The organism is Stutzerimonas urumqiensis, assembly GCF_003640395.1.
In the GTDB taxonomy this organism is placed as follows: Bacteria; Pseudomonadota; Gammaproteobacteria; order Pseudomonadales; family Pseudomonadaceae; genus Stutzerimonas; species Stutzerimonas urumqiensis.
Genome location: NZ_RBZQ01000001.1, coordinates 256,367 through 274,186 on the forward strand (window position 1 = coordinate 256,367; position 17,820 = coordinate 274,186).

Annotated in this window: 17 protein-coding genes and 1 tRNA gene; 13 read left to right on the forward strand and 5 right to left on the reverse strand. The window is 65.3% G+C overall.

Annotation, left to right across the window (positions count from 1 at the left end):
- Nucleotides 1–76: 76 nt before the first annotated feature.
- From D7325_RS01330 to D7325_RS01340, 3 genes are read right to left on the reverse strand one after another with little or no spacing between them, the layout of a single operon-like run.
- Entirely contained in the window at nucleotides 77–781 is a 705-nt protein-coding gene (locus D7325_RS01330) for an SDR family oxidoreductase (protein WP_120993332.1), read from the reverse strand.
- Between the two features lie 9 nt (nucleotides 782–790).
- Nucleotides 791–1,099, reverse strand: a complete 309-nt coding sequence (locus tag D7325_RS01335; RefSeq protein WP_120993334.1) for a hypothetical protein — start codon at nucleotides 1,097–1,099, stop codon at nucleotides 791–793.
- A complete protein-coding gene (locus D7325_RS01340; RefSeq protein WP_177431765.1) occupies nucleotides 1,096–2,046 on the reverse strand; it encodes a DUF6279 family lipoprotein in 951 nt (316 codons plus the stop codon). Before D7325_RS01340 ends, D7325_RS01335 begins: the two co-directional genes overlap by 4 nt.
- Nucleotides 2,047–2,223: 177 nt before the next feature.
- Between D7325_RS01340 and D7325_RS01345 the strand changes: the two genes are divergently transcribed.
- A complete protein-coding gene (locus tag D7325_RS01345) occupies nucleotides 2,224–2,412 on the forward strand; it encodes a hypothetical protein (RefSeq protein WP_120993336.1) in 189 nt (62 codons plus the stop codon).
- 111 nt (nucleotides 2,413–2,523) lie between these two features.
- Here D7325_RS01345 and D7325_RS01350 read toward each other — a convergent pair whose 3' ends face one another.
- A complete protein-coding gene (locus D7325_RS01350) occupies nucleotides 2,524–3,036 on the reverse strand; it encodes a hypothetical protein (RefSeq protein ID WP_245961997.1) in 513 nt (170 codons plus the stop codon).
- Between the two features lie 284 nt (nucleotides 3,037–3,320).
- Between D7325_RS01350 and D7325_RS01355 the strand changes: the two genes are divergently transcribed.
- The 8 genes from D7325_RS01355 (at nucleotide 3,321) to D7325_RS01390 (ending at nucleotide 13,405) form a co-directional block, all read left to right on the forward strand.
- A complete protein-coding gene (locus D7325_RS01355; protein ID WP_120993338.1) occupies nucleotides 3,321–4,469 on the forward strand; it encodes a PQQ-dependent sugar dehydrogenase in 1,149 nt (382 codons plus the stop codon).
- Nucleotides 4,470–4,594: 125 nt separating this feature from the next.
- Nucleotides 4,595–5,431 carry a CvfB family protein gene (locus tag D7325_RS01360; RefSeq protein WP_120993340.1) on the forward strand — a complete coding sequence of 279 codons (837 nt, stop codon included), beginning with the start codon at nucleotides 4,595–4,597 and terminating at the stop codon, nucleotides 5,429–5,431.
- A 719-nt stretch (nucleotides 5,432–6,150) separates the two neighbouring features.
- The gene (locus D7325_RS01365) at nucleotides 6,151–8,295 is read left to right on the forward strand and encodes a glycoside hydrolase family 5 protein (protein ID WP_120993342.1); all 2,145 of its coding nucleotides are present in this window, start codon (nucleotides 6,151–6,153) and stop codon (nucleotides 8,293–8,295) included.
- A 651-nt stretch (nucleotides 8,296–8,946) separates the two neighbouring features.
- Entirely contained in the window at nucleotides 8,947–10,878 is a 1,932-nt protein-coding gene (locus tag D7325_RS01370; protein ID WP_425452241.1) for a glycoside hydrolase family 5 protein, read from the forward strand.
- 304 nt (nucleotides 10,879–11,182) lie between these two features.
- The gene (locus tag D7325_RS01375) at nucleotides 11,183–12,049 is read left to right on the forward strand and encodes a hypothetical protein (protein ID WP_120993346.1); all 867 of its coding nucleotides are present in this window, start codon (nucleotides 11,183–11,185) and stop codon (nucleotides 12,047–12,049) included.
- A complete protein-coding gene (locus D7325_RS01380; protein WP_120993348.1) occupies nucleotides 12,046–12,480 on the forward strand; it encodes a phage holin family protein in 435 nt (144 codons plus the stop codon). The genes D7325_RS01375 and D7325_RS01380 overlap by 4 nt, the downstream gene beginning before the upstream one ends.
- On the forward strand, nucleotides 12,477–13,238 hold the full coding sequence (locus D7325_RS01385) for a DUF3618 domain-containing protein (protein WP_120993350.1): 762 nt from the start codon (nucleotides 12,477–12,479) through the stop codon (nucleotides 13,236–13,238). Before D7325_RS01380 ends, D7325_RS01385 begins: the two co-directional genes overlap by 4 nt.
- 91 nt (nucleotides 13,239–13,329) lie before the next feature.
- Nucleotides 13,330–13,405: transfer RNA gene (locus tag D7325_RS01390), tRNA-Thr, on the forward strand.
- A 31-nt stretch (nucleotides 13,406–13,436) separates the two neighbouring features.
- Here the strand turns inward: D7325_RS01390 and D7325_RS01395 are convergent.
- On the reverse strand, nucleotides 13,437–13,670 hold the full coding sequence (locus D7325_RS01395) for a hypothetical protein (RefSeq protein ID WP_120993351.1): 234 nt from the start codon (nucleotides 13,668–13,670) through the stop codon (nucleotides 13,437–13,439).
- 247 nt (nucleotides 13,671–13,917) lie between these two features.
- On the opposite strand from D7325_RS01395, the gene D7325_RS01400 reads away from it, so the two are divergent.
- From D7325_RS01400 to gpgF, 4 genes are all read left to right on the forward strand, one after another.
- Complete coding sequence (locus tag D7325_RS01400; RefSeq protein WP_120993352.1) at nucleotides 13,918–14,793, forward strand: YihY/virulence factor BrkB family protein; 876 nt, start codon at nucleotides 13,918–13,920, stop codon at nucleotides 14,791–14,793.
- A 159-nt stretch (nucleotides 14,794–14,952) separates the two neighbouring features.
- Nucleotides 14,953–16,068: an N-acetylglucosaminyl phosphatidylglycerol synthase gene (gene gpgS, locus D7325_RS01405; RefSeq protein WP_120993353.1), complete on the forward strand. Its 1,116-nt coding sequence runs from the start codon at nucleotides 14,953–14,955 to the stop codon at nucleotides 16,066–16,068.
- The gene (gene gpgD / locus D7325_RS01410) at nucleotides 16,061–16,810 is read left to right on the forward strand and encodes an N-acetylglucosaminyl phosphatidylglycerol deacetylase (RefSeq protein ID WP_120993354.1); all 750 of its coding nucleotides are present in this window, start codon (nucleotides 16,061–16,063) and stop codon (nucleotides 16,808–16,810) included. The genes gpgS and gpgD overlap by 8 nt, the downstream gene beginning before the upstream one ends.
- Nucleotides 16,807–17,796 carry a glucosaminyl phosphatidylglycerol flippase gene (gene gpgF, locus D7325_RS01415; protein ID WP_120993355.1) on the forward strand — a complete coding sequence of 330 codons (990 nt, stop codon included), beginning with the start codon at nucleotides 16,807–16,809 and terminating at the stop codon, nucleotides 17,794–17,796. Before gpgD ends, gpgF begins: the two co-directional genes overlap by 4 nt.
- Nucleotides 17,797–17,820 lie beyond the last annotated feature (24 nt).

Here is a 17,820-nt window from a genome sequence, read left to right on the forward strand (position 1 = left end):
GGTTGGGCGCGGCCGTGCCGCTCAGTAACCGACACGGCGCACGGGGCGAAGTTCGGGGCGGGACCGGTGGCGCCGTTCAGGAATCGGCGATGGGCGGGGTCGGACGAATGAGTAACTCGTTAACGTCGACATGCGGCGGCTGGGCCAGGGCATAGAGGACCGCACGGGCGATGTCGTCGGGCTCGAGCGCATAGGCGGGCGGCTGGTCGAACAGCGGCGTGTCGACCATGCCCGGCTCGATCAGCGTCACGCGCACGCCGCTGCCGCGCAGTTCCTCGCGCAGGCCATGGCCCATGCCGCTGACCGCCCACTTGGTGGCGCTGTACATCGAGCCGGGAATGACGAAGCGCCCGGCGGCCGAGCCGGTGAACAGCAGGTGGCCGCGCGAATCCTTCAGCGCCGCCAGGCAACAACGCGCCGTGAGCGCGGCGCCGAAGACGTTCGTCAGCACCAGATCGCGCCAGATGAGCGGGTCGGCCCCGCTGAAGCCGCCTTCGCCGCCGGGCATGCCGGCGTTGGCGAACACCGCGTCGATGCGTCCGAAGTGCGCCAGCGCCTGGGCGGCCATCGCCTGCTGCTCTTCGATCTCACGCACGTCACAGCGGATCGCCACGGCGCGATCCGGCCCGCCGAGCTGTTCGACCAGCGCCTTCAGCCGCGCCTCGGAGCGCGCCGCCAGCGCCAATCGGTAGCCCGCGTCGGCCGCCAGCCGCGCCGTGGCGGCGCCGATGCCGGACGACGCGCCGGTGATCAGCAGGACCTTGTCGTGTGTGGCGGCCATCGGTTCGCCTCAGTAGTTGGGGGTGATCTCGGGAACGCCGGTGTCATCCGCCAGGCCGGGCGTCCAGGGCTCCAGCCGGCAGCCCTTGTCTTCCAGCGATTCGCGGGCCTGGCTGATGACTTTCGACAGGCGCTCGCCATCGGCGTAGTCGGCGCGCTCGACCGACGGCACGTTCAGCAGCTCGCCGCCCTCGCTGTCGATAACGGTGAAGCCGAAGCTGTCTTCGTCCGGGTTGGCGCTGGCCACGCAGCCATAGGGAACGAACGCCTGCGAGACGTATTTGGTCGCGGTATCCAGGTTCAGCGGCGTAGTGCTCATCGTGGTTCTCCATCGGCGGATGCGGAGGGTGCAGGGCCCTGACTGTCGGACAGTTCGGCGAGCCGATCGATTCCGTCGTCGCGATCATCGGCGCGTGCCAGGCAGTCGAGGTTGGCGAGGTCGCGGCGGATGTCTTCGATCCGCGCGTCGAGGTGCTGGCGCTGGCGTTCGTCGGCGAGGGCGTAGAGATCGACGGCCAGGTCGATGCCGGCCTGTTCGGCCTGGGCGTGGCTGTCTCGGTAGGGCTCGGTCCAGAAGGCCTCGCGCCGTTGCAGCAGGCGCGCGATGCGCTCGGGGAAGTCCTCGGCTTGACGGTCGGCGATGGCGTCCTTGAAGGCCTGCTGCCAGCGCGCGCGGTTGGCCAGCCACCGGGCGTTGCGGTCGCCGAGCGCCTGGGACCAGGCCGACACGCGCTCACGCTGCGCCTCGTTCAGCCGGCCGAACCAGTCGTCCAGCCGGTCGCGCATGCGCTCGGCGCGCTCGCTTATCTGCTCGTCGAGCGTCGGCTCGAGGTACTTCTCGACGCGCTCGCGATGGTCCTTGTCGAGCTTGGCGTAGAGCTCGCGCACCTGATCGTCATCGAGCCGGCGCAGCAGGTCCACCGTGCTGGGGGTGATCTCCGCCGCGACCGCATCCATCGCTCGCTGCGCCTCGCGGTAGCGCGCCCGGAGGTTTTCGTGGGTCACGGGCTCCGCTTCGAGGCGGTCGAGCCAGGCGAGGTACTGGGGCAGCTGGGTGCTGCAATGCCAGCTCAGGTGCTCGGCCAGGTAATGGCGGAAGTCCTCTTCCTGCGCCGGGCTCATGTCGACGTAGTCGTCGACCTGCCAGGGAATCAGGTGGTCGAGGTTGCGATAGACCAGGCTGATCCGCGTGCAGCCGCCGATCAGCAGGGCGATCAGGATGACCAGCAGCAGCGGCCTGTACAGCCGGTTGGGCATCGGGTGCATGGCGGCCTCGTTCGTCGGTACCTGTGCATGAGAGCCCGTTCGGCCCGGACGGTTCGCGCCCGGTGCGCAAGCGGGACGACGAACGAGCGGCCGGATGGCGAGCAAACCGCTGCCCGCGTGGTCAGCTATTGCAGGGTGCCGGCGTTCGGCCGGCGTTCACCGACGCGGAGGATTGAGATGACACCTGAAGTGAAGGAACTCAGAGGCGATCAGATTCCAGATGCCTGGCGTCCGGCCTGGGCGGCCTGCTGGGTCGTAGAGTTGAACGGCGCGATCATGGCCGGGCCGTACGTGTCCGAAAGCGAGGCGCGCTCAGTGGCCGAAGGCAAGCGCGACCCGCAGGACTTCCAGACCCCGCTGCGCTGAACGACGGAACGCCGCGCCGCCGAGCAAGGCGGCAGGAGCGCCGCGGGCACGCCGCCTTGCCAGGCCACCCTTGGGCGGTCGGCTCGGTAGGGCGGCGCCCATCACCCCGGATCACTCGGCTGGCTTGGCCTGCGCTGCCGGCTCGGGCGTCTCTAGCGAGAACGCCGCCTCGCTGGGCCGTGGCGGCGGTTGTACCAGCAGGCTGACCAGTTCCAGCGCCTTGTCGAACGAGGGGTAGCCGCTTTGCGCCACGTCCAGTTCGCTGTAGGCGGCGCGGTAGCGGGCGGCCTTTTCGGAATCCGGCTGGTCGAGCAGGTAGGGCTCGTCATACATCTTGTAGAGAAGTGCGATGGCGTGCGGGTGCCCCTGCTCGGCGGCGCGTTCGAGCAGCTCGATCACCTCGCCGACCTGCGGGCCCTGGCGAATCAGCAGCACGGCGCGGTAGAACTCCGTCTCGCCTCGCTCGTCCAGCGGCGCCGCGCGATTGAGCAGGGCGTGCGCCAGCTCGTAGCCGTCCTCTTCGGCGGCGGAAATCAGGATCTTGGCCTGCATCAGGTCGTTCTGGTACAGCAGGCGCGCCTGGCGGCAGGTACTGTCGCTCCCGGGGCGATCGCAGGGCTGCATGGCGCAGCCGCCGAGCGTCAGCAGCAGGCCGATGGTGGTGGCGTATCTGATCACCCTTGTCCCTCTCATCCGTTCCGTATTGGCGTGCTTCGACCCGTGGGAACGCCTTCCGTTCGTCGAGGGTCCCAGCCTGAGCCGCTGGCGGTCGCCTTCGCCTGAGCGCGAAGGCGGTACCACTGGCTCCACTATAGTCGCCGGCCTCGGTCCACTGCTTCGTCGGTGCAGTCTGGTGCACTGCCAATGAGTGCCGACCGGCTTACATCGTGCCGTTCAGGAGACGCCTCATGCTCGCTCGACCTCTGCTCGCCGCCACCTTCGCCGGGGCGATCCTGTGGGGCGGTTTCGCCAGCGCCGCGCCGGACCAGCCCCTGGACAGCACGCTCGGCCCGCTGGAAGTCACCACCGTGGCCGACGGACTCGCCCGGCCCTGGAGCCTGGCGTTCCTGCCGGGTGGTGAGCGCATGCTGGTCACCGAACGGCCCGGCACGTTGCGCGTGGTGGGCCTGGATGGTCGCGTCTCCGAGCCGCTCGACGGCGTGCCCGAGGTGTATGCGACCGGGCAGGGCGGCCTTCTCGACGTGCGCCTGTCACCGGACTTCGCGAGCGATCGGCTCGTCTACCTCACCTACGCCGAGGCGGGCGAGGACGGCAAGGCGGGTACCGTCGTCGGTCGCGGGCGGCTGAGCGAGGACCTGTCGGCGATCGAGGATTTCGAGGTGCTTCTGCGCCAGCAGCCCAAGCTGTCGGTAGGGCTGCATTTCGGCTCACGGCTGGTATTCGACCGCGCGGGTGATCTGTTCGTGACGCTCGGCGAGAACAATCGGCGATCCACCGCCCAGGATCTGGACAAGCTGCAGGGCAAGGTGGTGCGCCTGAATCCCGATGGCAGCGTGCCGCCGGACAACCCCTTCGTCGACCGCCAGGGCGCGCGGCCGGAAATCTGGTCGTACGGCCATCGCAACCCGCAGGGCGCGGCACTCAACCCGTGGACGGGCGCGTTGTGGGTGAACGAGCACGGCCCCCGCGGCGGCGACGAGATCAACGTGCCGCAGGCGGGCAAGAACTATGGCTGGCCGCTGGCTACGCATGGCATTGACTACAGCGGCCAGCCCATCCCGGAAGCCGTCGGCGAGACGGCCGAAGGCACCGTTGCGCCGCACCATGTCTGGGAGGTTTCGCCCGGCCTCAGCGGCATGGCGTTCTACGATGCCGAGCGTTTTCCCGCCTGGCAGCACAGCCTGTTCATCGGTGCGCTGGCCCAGCCGTCGCTGATTCGCCTGACGCTCGACGGCGACGCGGTGGCAAAGGAGGAGCGCCTGCTCGAGTCGCTCGGCAAGCGCATCCGCGACGTTCGGGTCGGCCCGGACGGCTACCTCTACGTACTGACCGACGAGGCTGACGCCAGCCTGTTGCGCATCGGCCTGGCTGAATGATCGAAGCGCCGGACAGGCCGTGCGCAAGGCGTCGGCCTGCCGCGGCCACCGCGGTCCCGCAGGCCGATGACCGCGGCATGGGCCGGGCGCGCTAGAATCGCCCGCTTTCTCACCAGGACGCGATCATGGCCGATATCGGGCGCTACAACCGTCTTCAGATCACCAAGCACACCGGCTTCGGCCTGTACCTGGATGGCGGTTCGCAAGGGGAAATCCTGCTGCCGAACCGTTACATCCCGAAAGACCAGCCAACGGAGGTGGGCGACTGGCTGCGGGTGTTCCTGTACTTCGACAGCGAAGACAAGGTGATCGCCACCACGCTGCGTCCGCGGGTGCAGGTCGGCCAGTTCGCGGCGCTCAAGGTGGTGCAGATCAATCGGGTCGGTCTGTTTCTCGATTGGGGCCTGCCGAAGGACCTGCTGCTGCCGCATTCCGAGGAAAAACGACCGCTGCAGGTCGGCGATACCTGCGTGGTGCATGTCTACCTCGATCGGCACACGGGGCGCATCACCGCGACCGCTCGTCTGGATCGCTTTCTCGACCGCACGCCGGCGCGCTACGAGGCTGGGCAGCCCGTGGAGCTGCTGGTGGTCGAGCGCACCGATCTCGGTCTCAAGGCCATCGTCGAGGGGCAGCACTGGGGGCTGATCCACCGCAACGAAGCTTTCAAGCCGCTGAGGCCGGGGCAGCGTGAACAGGGGTTCATCCGTGAGGTACGGGCCGACGGCAAGATCAGCCTCACCCTCCAGGCCCCTGGCCGAGAGGGCGCCGATAGCCTGCAACGCCTGATCCTGGAGCGGTTGGCGGCGAGCGGCGGAACGCTCGAGGTCAGCGATAAAAGCGATCCCGAGCAGATCGCCAAGCTGTTTGGTGTGAGCAAAGGCAACTTCAAGAAGGCCCTCGGGGCGCTCTACAAGCAGGGGCGCATCCGGATCCTCGACGAGCGCATCGAAGCGGTGTGAGCCCCGGTCTCCGGCTGAGGAAAACTGCTGCGCTTTGACCGTGCCGCATCAACAACCGGCTCGTGCGCGAGCCGATCGGGTGGCTCGCTTGCCGCTAGTAGCCTCGCAGGCGAGTCCGATCCGCTTTTTCGCCTGTTCCCGCAGCGACGCTGGTCCCTGCCTGCCTGCCGCCCTCGATGCGTTTTCGCACGGCCTTTCTCGCGCTTTTCCTGCCCCGCCAGGCCGATCGTCACCTGATCGGCCGTTCCGATTGCCGTGGTTTGCTTCCACTTTGGTGGCGGATCTCTTGTTGAAAGCCATGACCGTTCGTCGGATTTAGCGATAGCACTAACCACAACTTCTGATCCGTTTTGCGGGAATTTTGACGCCCGAAAAATAACTATTTTTTCGTGAAACCCGCCATATAGAAGGGAGTTGCCGTTTCGCTCGAAATAGTGGCACTAAGCTAGTAACTAGTGGCGCGCTAATGGCACTTTGTTCGAACTGTGCTCAAGTTGGCAAAATATTGGCGCCAGCAAAATTTCACTTTTGCCGTTTCTCGATTTATAAAGCCGCCCAGCACAACGCGATGCCCGATTCGAATGACTCGATCGGCCACCTGCGAGGTGCTCATCGGAGTTGGCTGGCAATGCACGGCATAAGGAAACCGGCCAAGAGGCTCCTCCACTTTTTAAAAGGCCCAGCGCCTTTTGCAGTATTAAGTTCGGAGAGACACCTTTATGTCGTTCGCAGTTTTCGCTGGTGCCCGTAAGGCACTCGTCGTTTCGATCGCCCTCGCAGCAGTCGTCGGCACTTGCACCGTTTCGGCCGATGTCCAGGCCGCCACCACCACCGCCAGCGCTTCGGTTTCCACCAGCGCCGCGATCAATTCCTTCACCAACAGCGACTGGCTGAACGGTATCTGGCGCAAGTCGGCAGCGTTCTCCATCCCGGCCACCAGCGCCAACGTCGCTGCGTTCGTCAAGGGCCAGCAGGTTCGCTTCGCCGACGGGCAGGTCCGCACCATCGCGGCCATCTACAAGGTGGGCGCCAACCTGAGCGTGGCCGTCAGCGGCGCCAAGCTCGATGCCGCCAAGGTCGGTTACCCGAAGAGCGTTTCGATCGGCAGCGCCGCGCCGGCCGTGACCGCACCGACCGCTACCGCATCGACCGCCACCGCACCGGCAGCGATCGCGCCCAGCAGCACCGCGCTGATCGCGACCACGCCGATGAACAACTTCACCAACAGCGATTGGCTGAACGGCATCTGGCGCAAGTCTGCCGGTTTCTCGATCGCCGCGACGGCCGCCAACAAGGCTGCCTACACCGTCGGCAAGAGCGTGAAGCTGGCTGATGGCCAGGTGCGCAAGATCAAGGCTGTTTACGTTGTCGGCAGCAACATGAGCGCCATGCTCGATGGCGCCGCGCTCGATGGTTATCAACTCGGCTATCCGAAGACCGTTTCGGTCATCGGTGTAGCGCCGGCCACCACCGCGCCCTCGACGCCTGCGCCGTCCACCTCCGCACCTGTCGCCACGGCGCCCGTGCAGAACGTGCTGGCCACCAGCGTCTTCAACAAGTTCAACAGCGCCGACTGGGTCAACGGCGTCTGGAAGCAATCGACCGGCTTCTCCATTCCGGCGACCACTGCCAGCCAGGCTGCCTTCGTCAAGGGCGCGAAGGTCAAGTTCGCCGACGGCCAGGTCCGCCTCATCACGGCCGTCTATGTGTCCGGAACCAACATGACCGTGCTGACCGATGGCGCACTGCTGGACGGCAATGTCGTGGGTTATCCGCAGACCGTTGCGGTCGTGACGGCGGATACGGTGTCTGCACCGGTTGCCACGGCACCTGCCGTGACCGCTCCGGCGCCGGCTCCTGTCACTTCGACCCCCGCACCGACCCCGGTGGCCAAGGACAAGCAGATCAAGCTCGTCGGCATCAACCTGTCCGGTGCCGGCTTCGGCTCGGGCGCTCTGCCAGGCGTGCATGGCGTCAACTACATCTACCCGGCCGAGTCGTACTACAAGAAGTACGCCGAAAACGGGATGACCCTGGTTCGCCTGCCGTTCCTCTGGGAGCGCATCCAGCCGTCGCTGAACACCGAGCTGAACGCGACCGAACTGGCGCGCCTGATGCAGTCGCTGGACTTCGCGCACAAGTACGGCATGAAGGTCATCCTCGACATGCATAACTACTACCGCTACTACAAGAAGCTGATCGGCACGACCGAAGTACCGATCAACGCCTTCGCCAATGCCTGGCAGCGGATCGCGCAGAAAGTGCTGAATCACCCGGCGGTCTACGGCTACGGCCTGATGAACGAGCCTTACGGCACCAACGGCCTCTGGCCTCAGGCAGCCGCTGCGGCGTCGAAAGCCATCCGTACCGTGGACAAGGAGCGCTGGATCTTCGTCGCCGGCGACCGTTATTCGAGCGCCTACCACTGGCCGCAATACAACGGCACGCTGATCTCCGATCCGTTCATGCGCGAGCCGTCGAACAAGCTGGTCTACGAAGCGCATATGTATCTGGATGCCGACACCTCGGGCACCTACGCGAACCTCAAGGAAACCTTTGCACCGAACCTGGGTATCGATCGCGTCAAACCCTTCGTGACCTGGCTGAAGCAGAACAAACTGCGTGGCTACATCGGCGAGCATGGCGTGCCGGACTTCGCTCCGTCGGCGATGGTGGCGATGGACAACCTGCTGGGTTACCTGCGCGAGAACTGCATCCCGATGACCTATTGGGCGGGTGGTCCCTGGTGGGGCGAGTACTCCATGGCGCTGGACGTGAAGAGCAACAGCTACCGGCCGCAGCTCCCGGTTCTCAAGAAGCACGCTGCCGCTGAGAACGCCTGCTCCAGCATCGGACCGATGTAACGAGCGAGCGAAATGAAAAAAACGGACCTTCGGGTCCGTTTTTTTTGCATTTCGTAAAGTGCTGGGTCGTTAAGTGCCGTTCGTCGGAAGTTTGCAGGCGCACGCTTATTACAAAGTTTGTCAAATTCAAAAAAATGACGTCACCGGTGCATAAGAAAAGGCTCTAAAAGGCGGCCAAGTGATGGCGCTAAATGCTGGCAAGTTGCTATTTAGTGCTGGCTATATAGTGGCAGTCATCGTTTTACGACGTATATATGACGCCGGACATATGGCATTTGTCATTCCCCTGTAAGGCCGCCTCAATTAAAGTTCCTCACATCGCGTCGGGCGGCCCATCGAGCTAGTTGTCGCGGTGATTCACGTGCAGATCGGAATTGAGCACCAGGCCCCGTTTCGTTCGCACATGTCCTTTTAGTCTCGCCACTTTTTTGAGCGCCACGGGCGTTCTGAAGTATCAAGTTTGGAGAGAACCGAATGTCCCGCGTATTCAACGGCGCCCGAAAGGCCCTTGCCGTCTCCATCATCCTGGCTGCCAGCGCTGGCGGTCTCGTTTTCACCCCGGCCGCCGTCGCTGCGCAAGCCACCGCCAGCACGACCGCCGTTGCAACCGCGCCGCTGAACAACTTCACCAACAAGGACTGGCTCTACGGCATGTGGCGCAAGTCGGCCGGCTTCTCGATCCCCGCCACCAGCGCCAACAAGGCTGCGTTCAAAGTCGGCGCCTCGGTACGCTTCGCCGACGGTCAGGTCCGCACGATCACCAAGGTCTACGTAGCCGGCGCCAACATGAGCGCGTACGTCGACGGCAAGACGCTGGACGGCAGCAAGGTCGGCTACCCGCGCAGCATCAGCGTACTGGGCGCCGGCAGCGCAGCGGCCCCGGCGGCGTCGGCGCCGGCTGCGAGCACTCCTGCCAGCGCGGTCGTCCTGACCAGCACCATCAACGCCTTCACCAACGGCGACTGGCTCAACGGCGTGTGGCGCAAGGCGCCGGGCGTGTCGATTCCCGCGACCAGCGCCAACAAGGGCGCGTTCAAGGTCGGCGTATCGATCAAGCTCGCCGATGGCCAGGTACGCAAGATCAAGAGCGTCTACGTGGTCGGCGGCAACATGAGCGTCTTCCTCGAAGGCGCGGTCCTCAACGGCAGCACCGTCGGCCATCCGAAGACCCTTGCCGTGCTCGGTGCAGCGGGCGCCATCGGCTCGCCGGCACCCGCGCCGACCCAGCCGGCCGCCTCGATGCCCGCCGTCAGCGCACCGGTCAGCGCCGTTGTGCTGAACACCAGCATCAACGCCTTCACCAACGCCGACTGGCTCAATGGCGTGTGGCGCAAGGCGCCGGGCATGTCGATTCCCGCGACCAGCGCCAACAAGGGCGCGTTCAAGGTTGGCGTATCGGTCAAGCTCGCCGATGGCCAGGTGCGCAAGATCAAGAGCGTCTACGTGGTTGGCAGCAACATGAGCGTCTTCCTCGAGGGCGCGGTCCTCAACGGCAGCACGGTCGGCCATCCGAAGACCCTCGCCGTGCTCGGTGCGGCCGGCAACCCGGCGTTGGTCCAGCCTGCCGCGCCTGCTCCGGCACCGGTCCCGGCCGCTCCGGTGAACAAGCCCTCGGGCGCCGACATCATGCTGGTCGGGGTCAACCTGTCGGCAGCTGGCTTCGGCCCGTCGGTGGTGCCTGGCCTGCATGGCCGCAATTACTCCTACCCGGCCGAGTCGTACTACAAGAAGTACGCCGACCACGGCCTGAAGCTGGTTCGCCTGCCGTTCCTCTGGGAACGCATCCAGCCCAAGCTGAACACCGAGCTGAACGCGCAGGAGTTGGCGCGCCTGATGCAGTCGCTGGATTTCGCGCAGAAGCACGGCGTGAAGGTCATCCTCGATCTGCACAACTATTACCGCTACTACGGCAAGCTGATCGGCTCGAGCCAGGTGCCCATTTCTTCGTTCGTCGGTGTGTGGGAGCGGCTGGCGCAGAGGGTGCTCAACCACCCGGCGGTGTACGGCTACGGCCTGATGAACGAGCCGCACTCCACCAACGGTCAATGGCCGCAGGCGGCGGCCGCCGCTGCCAAGGCGATCCGCTCGATCGACAAGCAGCGCTGGATCTACGTGGCGGGCGATCGCTGGTCGAGTGCCTTCCACTGGCCGTACTACAACACCAAGTTGATCGAAGATCCGTTCATGCGCGATCCGAAGAACAATCTGGTGTATGAAGCGCACATGTATATCGACAAGGACTTCTCCGGCAACTACTTCGATCAAGGCGAGAAGTTCGATCCGCAAGTTGGCGTCGAGCGCGTCAAGCCCTTCGTCAATTGGCTGAAGCAGAACAAGTTGCGTGGTTATATCGGCGAACATGGCGTGCCTGATTATTCGGCGAGTGCGATGGTGGCGATGGACAACCTGCTCGGCTACCTGCGTCAGAACTGCGTGCCGATGACCTACTGGGCGGCCGGTCCGTGGTGGGGCGAGTACTCGCTGTCGCTGGACGTCAACAGTGGCAAGCACCGGCCCCAGCTGCCGATCCTCAAGAAGCACGCCGCGCAGCCGAACGGCTGTGGCTCCATCGGCCCGATGTAAGGGTAGGAAAGAACAAACGGAACGGGCCTTCGGGCCCGTTTTCGTTTTCCGCTATTTTTAAATTAGTTCCCTGCGGCCGGATATACGGTGCGCTTGTTCGAGTTGTCAGGACGAACGGTATGGCGCCCTGCAATACCTGTATCTGACGGTTGCGCTTATATCGGAAAAGGGGAACTCGTATATAGCTGCTCGGTCACCTTCTATGTGCGCACCAAGCTGCACGGGCGCGCCGCACAAGGGCGTGGGTCCGTGTGTTCTATGGACCTCGGTCTACTTGGCCAAGACCAACAGAAGGTGAATCAAAATGGCGACACCCGACGAAGAAATTACAGGTTACGGCGGTCAACCCCAGACCGGCTCCTACACCGGACATCAACAGACGGGAACCACTTCGACGGCCTCTTCCGGTTCGGGCCAGTCCAGCCACGCGACGCCGGCTACCGAAGACCTGAAGCTCAAGGCCCGCCAGGCCGGCGATCAGGTCAAAGCGCAGGGCAGGGCGCAGATCGATCGTTACCGCGGCACCGCCGCCGACGAGATCGAGAAGGTCGCGCAAAGCGCGCGCGCCGCGGCCACCGAGCTGGAAAACCAGGACCGTCCCGGTCTTTCGCAGTACGTCACCAGCGCTGCCGAATACATGGTCGAGTTCGCCGATGACCTGCGGCAGAAGAACGTCGACGAGCTCTTCAGCGACGTGAACCGCATGGCTCGCAACAATCCGGGCCTGTTCATCGCCGGGGCCGTGGCGCTCGGTTTCGGTGCGATGCGGTTCGCTCGCGCTTCGAGCCATCGCGCCCACGTCGATGATTACGGTACGCACCGGCACGACGGGCACGACCATGACGAGCATGCCCACCACTTCGGCGATTCCGGCCATCTGCCGAGCCAGCATGAGCTCGACCGCCACCTCGACAGCGGTGTGGGTGGACGGAACGTCGGCAGCGTGAGCAACGCCGGCGCGGCCGACCTGTCGCGCGGCATGGGTACCACGAGCACCTCCACCACCACGACATCAACCACCACCTCGACCACCGGCAGCCTGGGCGCGTCCAGCACCACGACCCGGCCGGTGACCGGTACCAGCGCGACGACATCCACGCGTCCCACCACCGGAACCGGTACCACGACCGGCCAGGGCGCCAAAGGCAATGACGGAGGGCTTCTGCCATGAATGAACAACAACGAAACGTCTCGAACACCACGAACCTGTCCGATCATCCGGAGTACGACAGCTCTGTCGGCGGCTTGCTGCGTCAACTGACGCGTGAAGTCCCGTCGCTCTTCACCAAGGAGCTGGCGCTGGCCAAGGCCGAACTGAGCGAGTCGCTCCGCGCGACCAAGGCCGGCGCCGCCAGCGTCGCGACCGGCGGTGCGGTGCTGATGGCCGGCTTCATCATCCTCCTGATGGCGGGCGTCTATGCGCTGAGCAATGTCATGGAGCCATGGCTCGCGGCGCTGATCGTCGGTGGCGTGGTCTGCATCGTCGGCGCGCTGATGGTCTCGGCGGGCAAGAAGAAGTTCCAGGCCTCGTCGTTCAAGCCTGACCGCACCATCAATTCGATCAACAAGGACAAAGAGGCGGTAAGGGGGCATCACGTATGAGCACCAATACTGATATCGACCGGGAAGCCCAGAAGGACCCGGAAACGCTCGAACGCGAGATCGACCAGCAGCGCGCGGAAATCACCGACATCGTGACCGCGCTGGAAAACAAGCTGTCGCCCGGACAGATGATCGACACGGCGCTGGGCTATGCGAAGGGTAACGGCGGCGAGTTCGTCACCAACCTGGGCAACACGCTCAAGGCCAATCCGGTGCCGACCCTGCTGACCGGCATCGGGCTGGTCTGGCTGATGGCCGGACAGAATCGCCAGCCCACCTCGACCTACAGCACCACCACCGGTCCGTCGATGCGCGATCGCATGTCGGAGAAGACCGCCGGGCTGAAGGAGCGGGGAGCGAGCGTCAAGGACCGCGCCACGCAGATGCGCAGCAGCGTCTCCAGCTCGCTCGGCAGCGCCCGCAGCCGGGTCAGCGACACGGGGCGGCATGCCTCCGAGAACCTGCGCCACCGTGCCGGGCAGGCGCGCGGCGGGTTCAACCGGATGCTCAACGAGCAACCGCTGGCGCTCGGTGCCATCGGCATCGCCCTGGGTGCGCTGGTGGCCGCCTGCGTCCCGCCGACTCGCCGTGAGGACGAGATGATGGGCGAAGCTCGGGACCAGATGAAGGAGCGCCTGCGCGAACAGGCTGAGGTCGGCTACCAGAAGGCCAGTGCCGTCGGCGAGCAGGTCGCCACTCACGTCAAGCAGGACATGAGCAACGGCGCGAGCCAACCCAGCGCGTCCCGTACGCACTGACCGATACCCGCCCGCCAGCGCGTCTGGCGGGCGGATGTCGCGTTTCGGGGCTTGAGTCGGAACGAACAAACTTCGATAATGCGCGCCCGTTGCCGGTGTAGCTCAGTTGGTAGAGCAGCGCATTCGTAATGCGAAGGTCGGGGGTTCGACTCCTCTCACCGGCACCATTTCCGCTTACTTCCCTTCCTTTTATTGCACTCAGCGATCCCCGGTCATGGCCTGGGCATCCTGCTGAATCGCCTCGTCTTCGGACGCCTCGTCCCGTTCTTCCAGCTTGCGCTGCAAATGCGCGACGGTCCGCTTGAGCCGCATGATCCGGTCTTCCAGCTGGAATATCCGGCGGTTGTTGCAGAACAGGCCGAGCACGAAACCCGCTGCCGTGAAGATCAGGCCGAACAGCAGCATCGTGTTGAACAGGCTATCGGAAAGCATGGTGGTTCCCTCTTCATGCCGAGCGTGTCATGCGCCGCCTCGTGTCCGTGACCGTCGCAGACGCGGCAGATGCCCGGCTGAGCCGAACGGTGCTGCACCCGGGACGAAGCTGGCGATGTCGCATCATTGCGACATCAAAATGAGACCTGCGTCGCGATTTACCGTTCAGTAGCCCAACGCCGCGGGCCAGAACTCTTCCAGCCGGCTGCCGTCCGACCTGTAAGGCCGCAGGGCAGAGGAGTATTCGATGGCAATCCTGGACACGCGAGGCTTGGGTCCGTTCACCCTGATCAAGCGCACCTTCAAGGAATTCAGCAACGACGACATGTCGACCTATGCGTCGGCGCTGGCTTACCGGGCGCTGTTCTCGCTGTTCCCGTTCGTGCTGTTCCTGATGTCACTGCTCGGCTTTCTGCACCTGCCCAATTTCTTCGACTGGCTGCGCCAGCAGGCCGCGCTGTTGCTGCCGCCAATGGCGATCGACCAGGTCAACACCGTGATCGACGAGTTGCAGCGCCAGGAGCAGGGTTTTCTGTCGCTCGGGATCCTGCTGGCGCTCTGGACGGCCTCGGCCGGCGTGCGCTCGTTGATGAACGCGATGAATGCCGCCTACGACGTGAAGGAGGAGCGGCCGATCTGGAAGCTCTACCTGCTGTCCTTCATCTATACCCTGGGCATCGCGATCATGCTGCTGGCGGCCGCGGGGCTGATGATCGTCGGGCCGCAAGTGATGGAATGGCTGGCCGCGCGAGTCGGGCTCGAGCAGGTGGTGGTCATCCTCTGGACCTGGCTGCGCTGGCCGGTGGTGGTGATCCTGCTGATGCTGGCCGTGGCGATGCTCTATTACTTCGCCCCCAACGTTCAGCAGCAGTTTCGCTTCATCACGCCCGGTTCGGTGTTGGCGGTGATCGTCTGGATCGCCGCCTCGCTGGGCTTCGGCCTCTACGTGCAGAACTTCTCCGACTACAACGCCACCTACGGCAGCATCGGCGCCATCATCGTCCTGCTCCTGTACTTCTACATCAGCTCCGCCGTGCTGCTGCTGGGCGCGGAGCTCAATGCCGTGATCGAGCATGCCTCGCCCGAGGGCAAGGATCCGGGCGACAAGCGTCTGGACGGCTGATTCGGGTCCGCACAGCCGCACGGCGGGCGCCTCGCTGAATGTCGAACAAGTCACGTTTGTGACGGTCCATTGATTCCATCGAAGAGCCACCGGCTGTCTGCGCTGCATCGCGCCAAGGCACAGGCCGGTGGCGGGCGTCGGCCGAGGAGAGGCTTCACCTTGCACATTGCGGACATGACCATGTTTTACGCGCCGGCCAGCGGCGGCGTGCGTACCTATCTGGAAGCCAAGCACCGCCGTCTGCGGCTGTATCCCGGCGTGCGCCACAGCATGCTGGTGCCGGGCAGCGGCTTTCGCCAGAACGGCGGCATCTACGAGATTCCCGCGCCCATGCTGCCATTCGGCCGCGGGCATCGCTTCCCCGTGCGACGCGGCCCCTGGCGCGAGACGCTGCGCGCCTTGCAACCGGACCTGATCGAAGTCGGAGATCCCTACATGACCGCCTGGGCCGCGCTCGACGCCGGCCGCCGGCTGGATATCCCAGTGATCGGCTTTTATCACTCCGATCTGCCCTTGCTGGCGAGCAAGCGCATGGGCACCTGGTTCGGCGCCAACATGAGCGGCTACGTGGCGCGGCTGTACCGCAGCTTCGACCGGGTCCTGGCGCCGAGCCAGGTGATGGCCGAGAAGCTCGAGACGCTCGGCGTGCCGAATGTTCACGTACAGCCGCTGGGTGTGGACTTGCGGGCATTCAGTCCGACCTTGCGCGATCCGGGCTTGCGAGACGAGCTGGGCTTGCCGGACGACACGCGCCTGCTGATCTTTGCCGGGCGCGGCTCGCGCGAGAAGAATCTCGACGTGCTGCTGCAAACCGCCTTCCTGCTTGGCAAGCCGTATCACCTGTTGCTGGTCGGCTCCGACATGCCTCGACGCGTGCCCGCCAACGTCACGGTCATCGACCGCTTTTGCGGGGTGGCCGAAGTGGCGCGCTACATGGCCAGCAGCGATGCGTTGCTGCACGCCGGCAACCAGGAAACCTTCGGCCTGGTTGCCCTGGAGGCGATGGCCAGCGGCATTCCCGTGGTGGCCGCGGCTGCCGGCGCGCTGCCTGAGATCGTCCCGGAGACGGCCGGGCGCCTCTGCCGGCCCCTGGATGCGCGAAACATGGCATTGACGGTGCGCGAGCTGTTCACCGGTGATATGAAGGCGCTCGGGCGTCGCGCCCGCGCCCATGTCGAGGCGCAACACGCCTGGGATGCAGTGGTGGCCGGGCTGCTGGCGCACTACCACGCCGTCTGCGGAAGTGTGGCCGCGCCGGTCGCCGTGCATGGCTGAACGGGCGCTGGCCTTCGTCCTGCATGACGTGGCGCCCGAGACCTGGCCTGATTACGAGCCGCTGGTCAGGCGGCTCGATGCGCAGCGACCGGTGCCCATCACCTGGCTGGTGGTCCCCGACTTCCACCATCGCAACCCGCTGGCACGCGATCCCACGTTCTGCCGGTTCCTCGAATCGCGCCTGCAACGCGGCGATGAGCTGGTGCTGCACGGGTATTCGCACACCGATTCGGGACCGACCCCGCTCACACCGCGCGATTGGTTCATGCGGCGGATCTTCACGCATGAGGGTGAGTTCTATGCGCTCGATGAAGGCGAGGCGTTGGCACGGATCGAAGCGGGCATTGCGTTGTTCCGACGGCTGGGATGGCCGCTGCACGGGTTCGTCGCGCCGGCATGGCTGATGAGCGCCGGGACGCGGGCGGCGCTTTCGCGCACCGGGTTGCGCTATACCAGCGATCCCGGCCACCTGTTCCGCTTGCCCGACTTCGAGCCGATCGATGCGCCCGGCCTGGTCTGGAGCGCCCGCAGCGCCTGGCGCCGTGAGCTGTCACGGCAGTATTGCGAGCGGCTGCTCGCACGTCACCGGCAGGCGCCTCTGTTACGACTCGGACTGCATCCCGTGGACATGCGCCATGAGCGATCGCGCGAATGGTGGTTCGATGCGCTCGGCCGTCTGCTCGCCGACGGTCGGCTAGCGCTCACCAAGCACGATTGGTTGCAGCGACAGGACCGGGCATGAGCCGAACCTTCTGGCTGCTGCTCGCGGGGCTGGTGGCGGCCCTGCTGGTGCCCCTGTTGCTGGGCGGTAGCGGCCTGTGGGCGCGGTTGCGGGTATTCCCGGCGCCCTTGCTCGCGACGATGCTGGCGATGGTCATGCTTGGCTGGTGGCTCAACGGCTGGCGGCTGCGGTTGTTGCTCGGGCAACCCCTCGGCGGCGCGCATGCGCTGGGGATCGTCGTGGCCACCGAGTTCGCGATCTGCGCGACGCCGGGCGGCACCGGCGGGCCCGTGACGCTGATGGGTCTGTTGGCGCGCCAGGGCGTACCGCCGGCCCGCGGCACGGCGATCTTCGCGGTCGAGCACCTGTGCGACCTGCTGTTCTTTCTCTGCGCGCTGGTCGGGGTACTGATCTTCGCCCTGACCCAGGCGGTCAATCCTTACCTGGGTAGCCTGCTCGGTATCAGCGCGGCGTTGTTGCTGGGCGGGCTGGCGTTGCTGGGCCTGCTGGGACGCTATCACCGCCAGGTGTTTCGCCTCAATGGACGGCTGATCACTCGGCTGGGCATGAGCCGTGGGCGCCAGTACCGCTGGGCGCGCAAGGTGCTGGACTTCCGCAATGCACTGATGGCGAGTTTTCGCCTGCCGCGCACCGTGTTGCTCGCCGTCTTCGCGCTGACCGTGGTGCACTGGTTGCTGCGTTACAGCGTGCTGTACCTGACGCTTCGCGGCCTGGGCAGCGAGATCGCCTGGGCCTGGACGTTCCTCGTGCAGATCCTGGCGTTGACGGCCGGCCAGCTTAGCCTGCTGCCCGGCGGTGCGGGGAGCGCCGAACTGGCCTCTGCCGCGTTGCTGACACCGCTGGTCGGCGCACCGGTATCGGCGGCGGCGATCGTCATCTGGCGCTTCGTGACCTACTACTTCTATCTGATCGTGGGTGCTCCGGTGTTCCTCATCCTGGCCGGACGGCCGTTCCTGAGGGCCTTGCTGCGTACCCGCCGAGCGTAAACGGTGAACGTCTGCCGGTTTGTC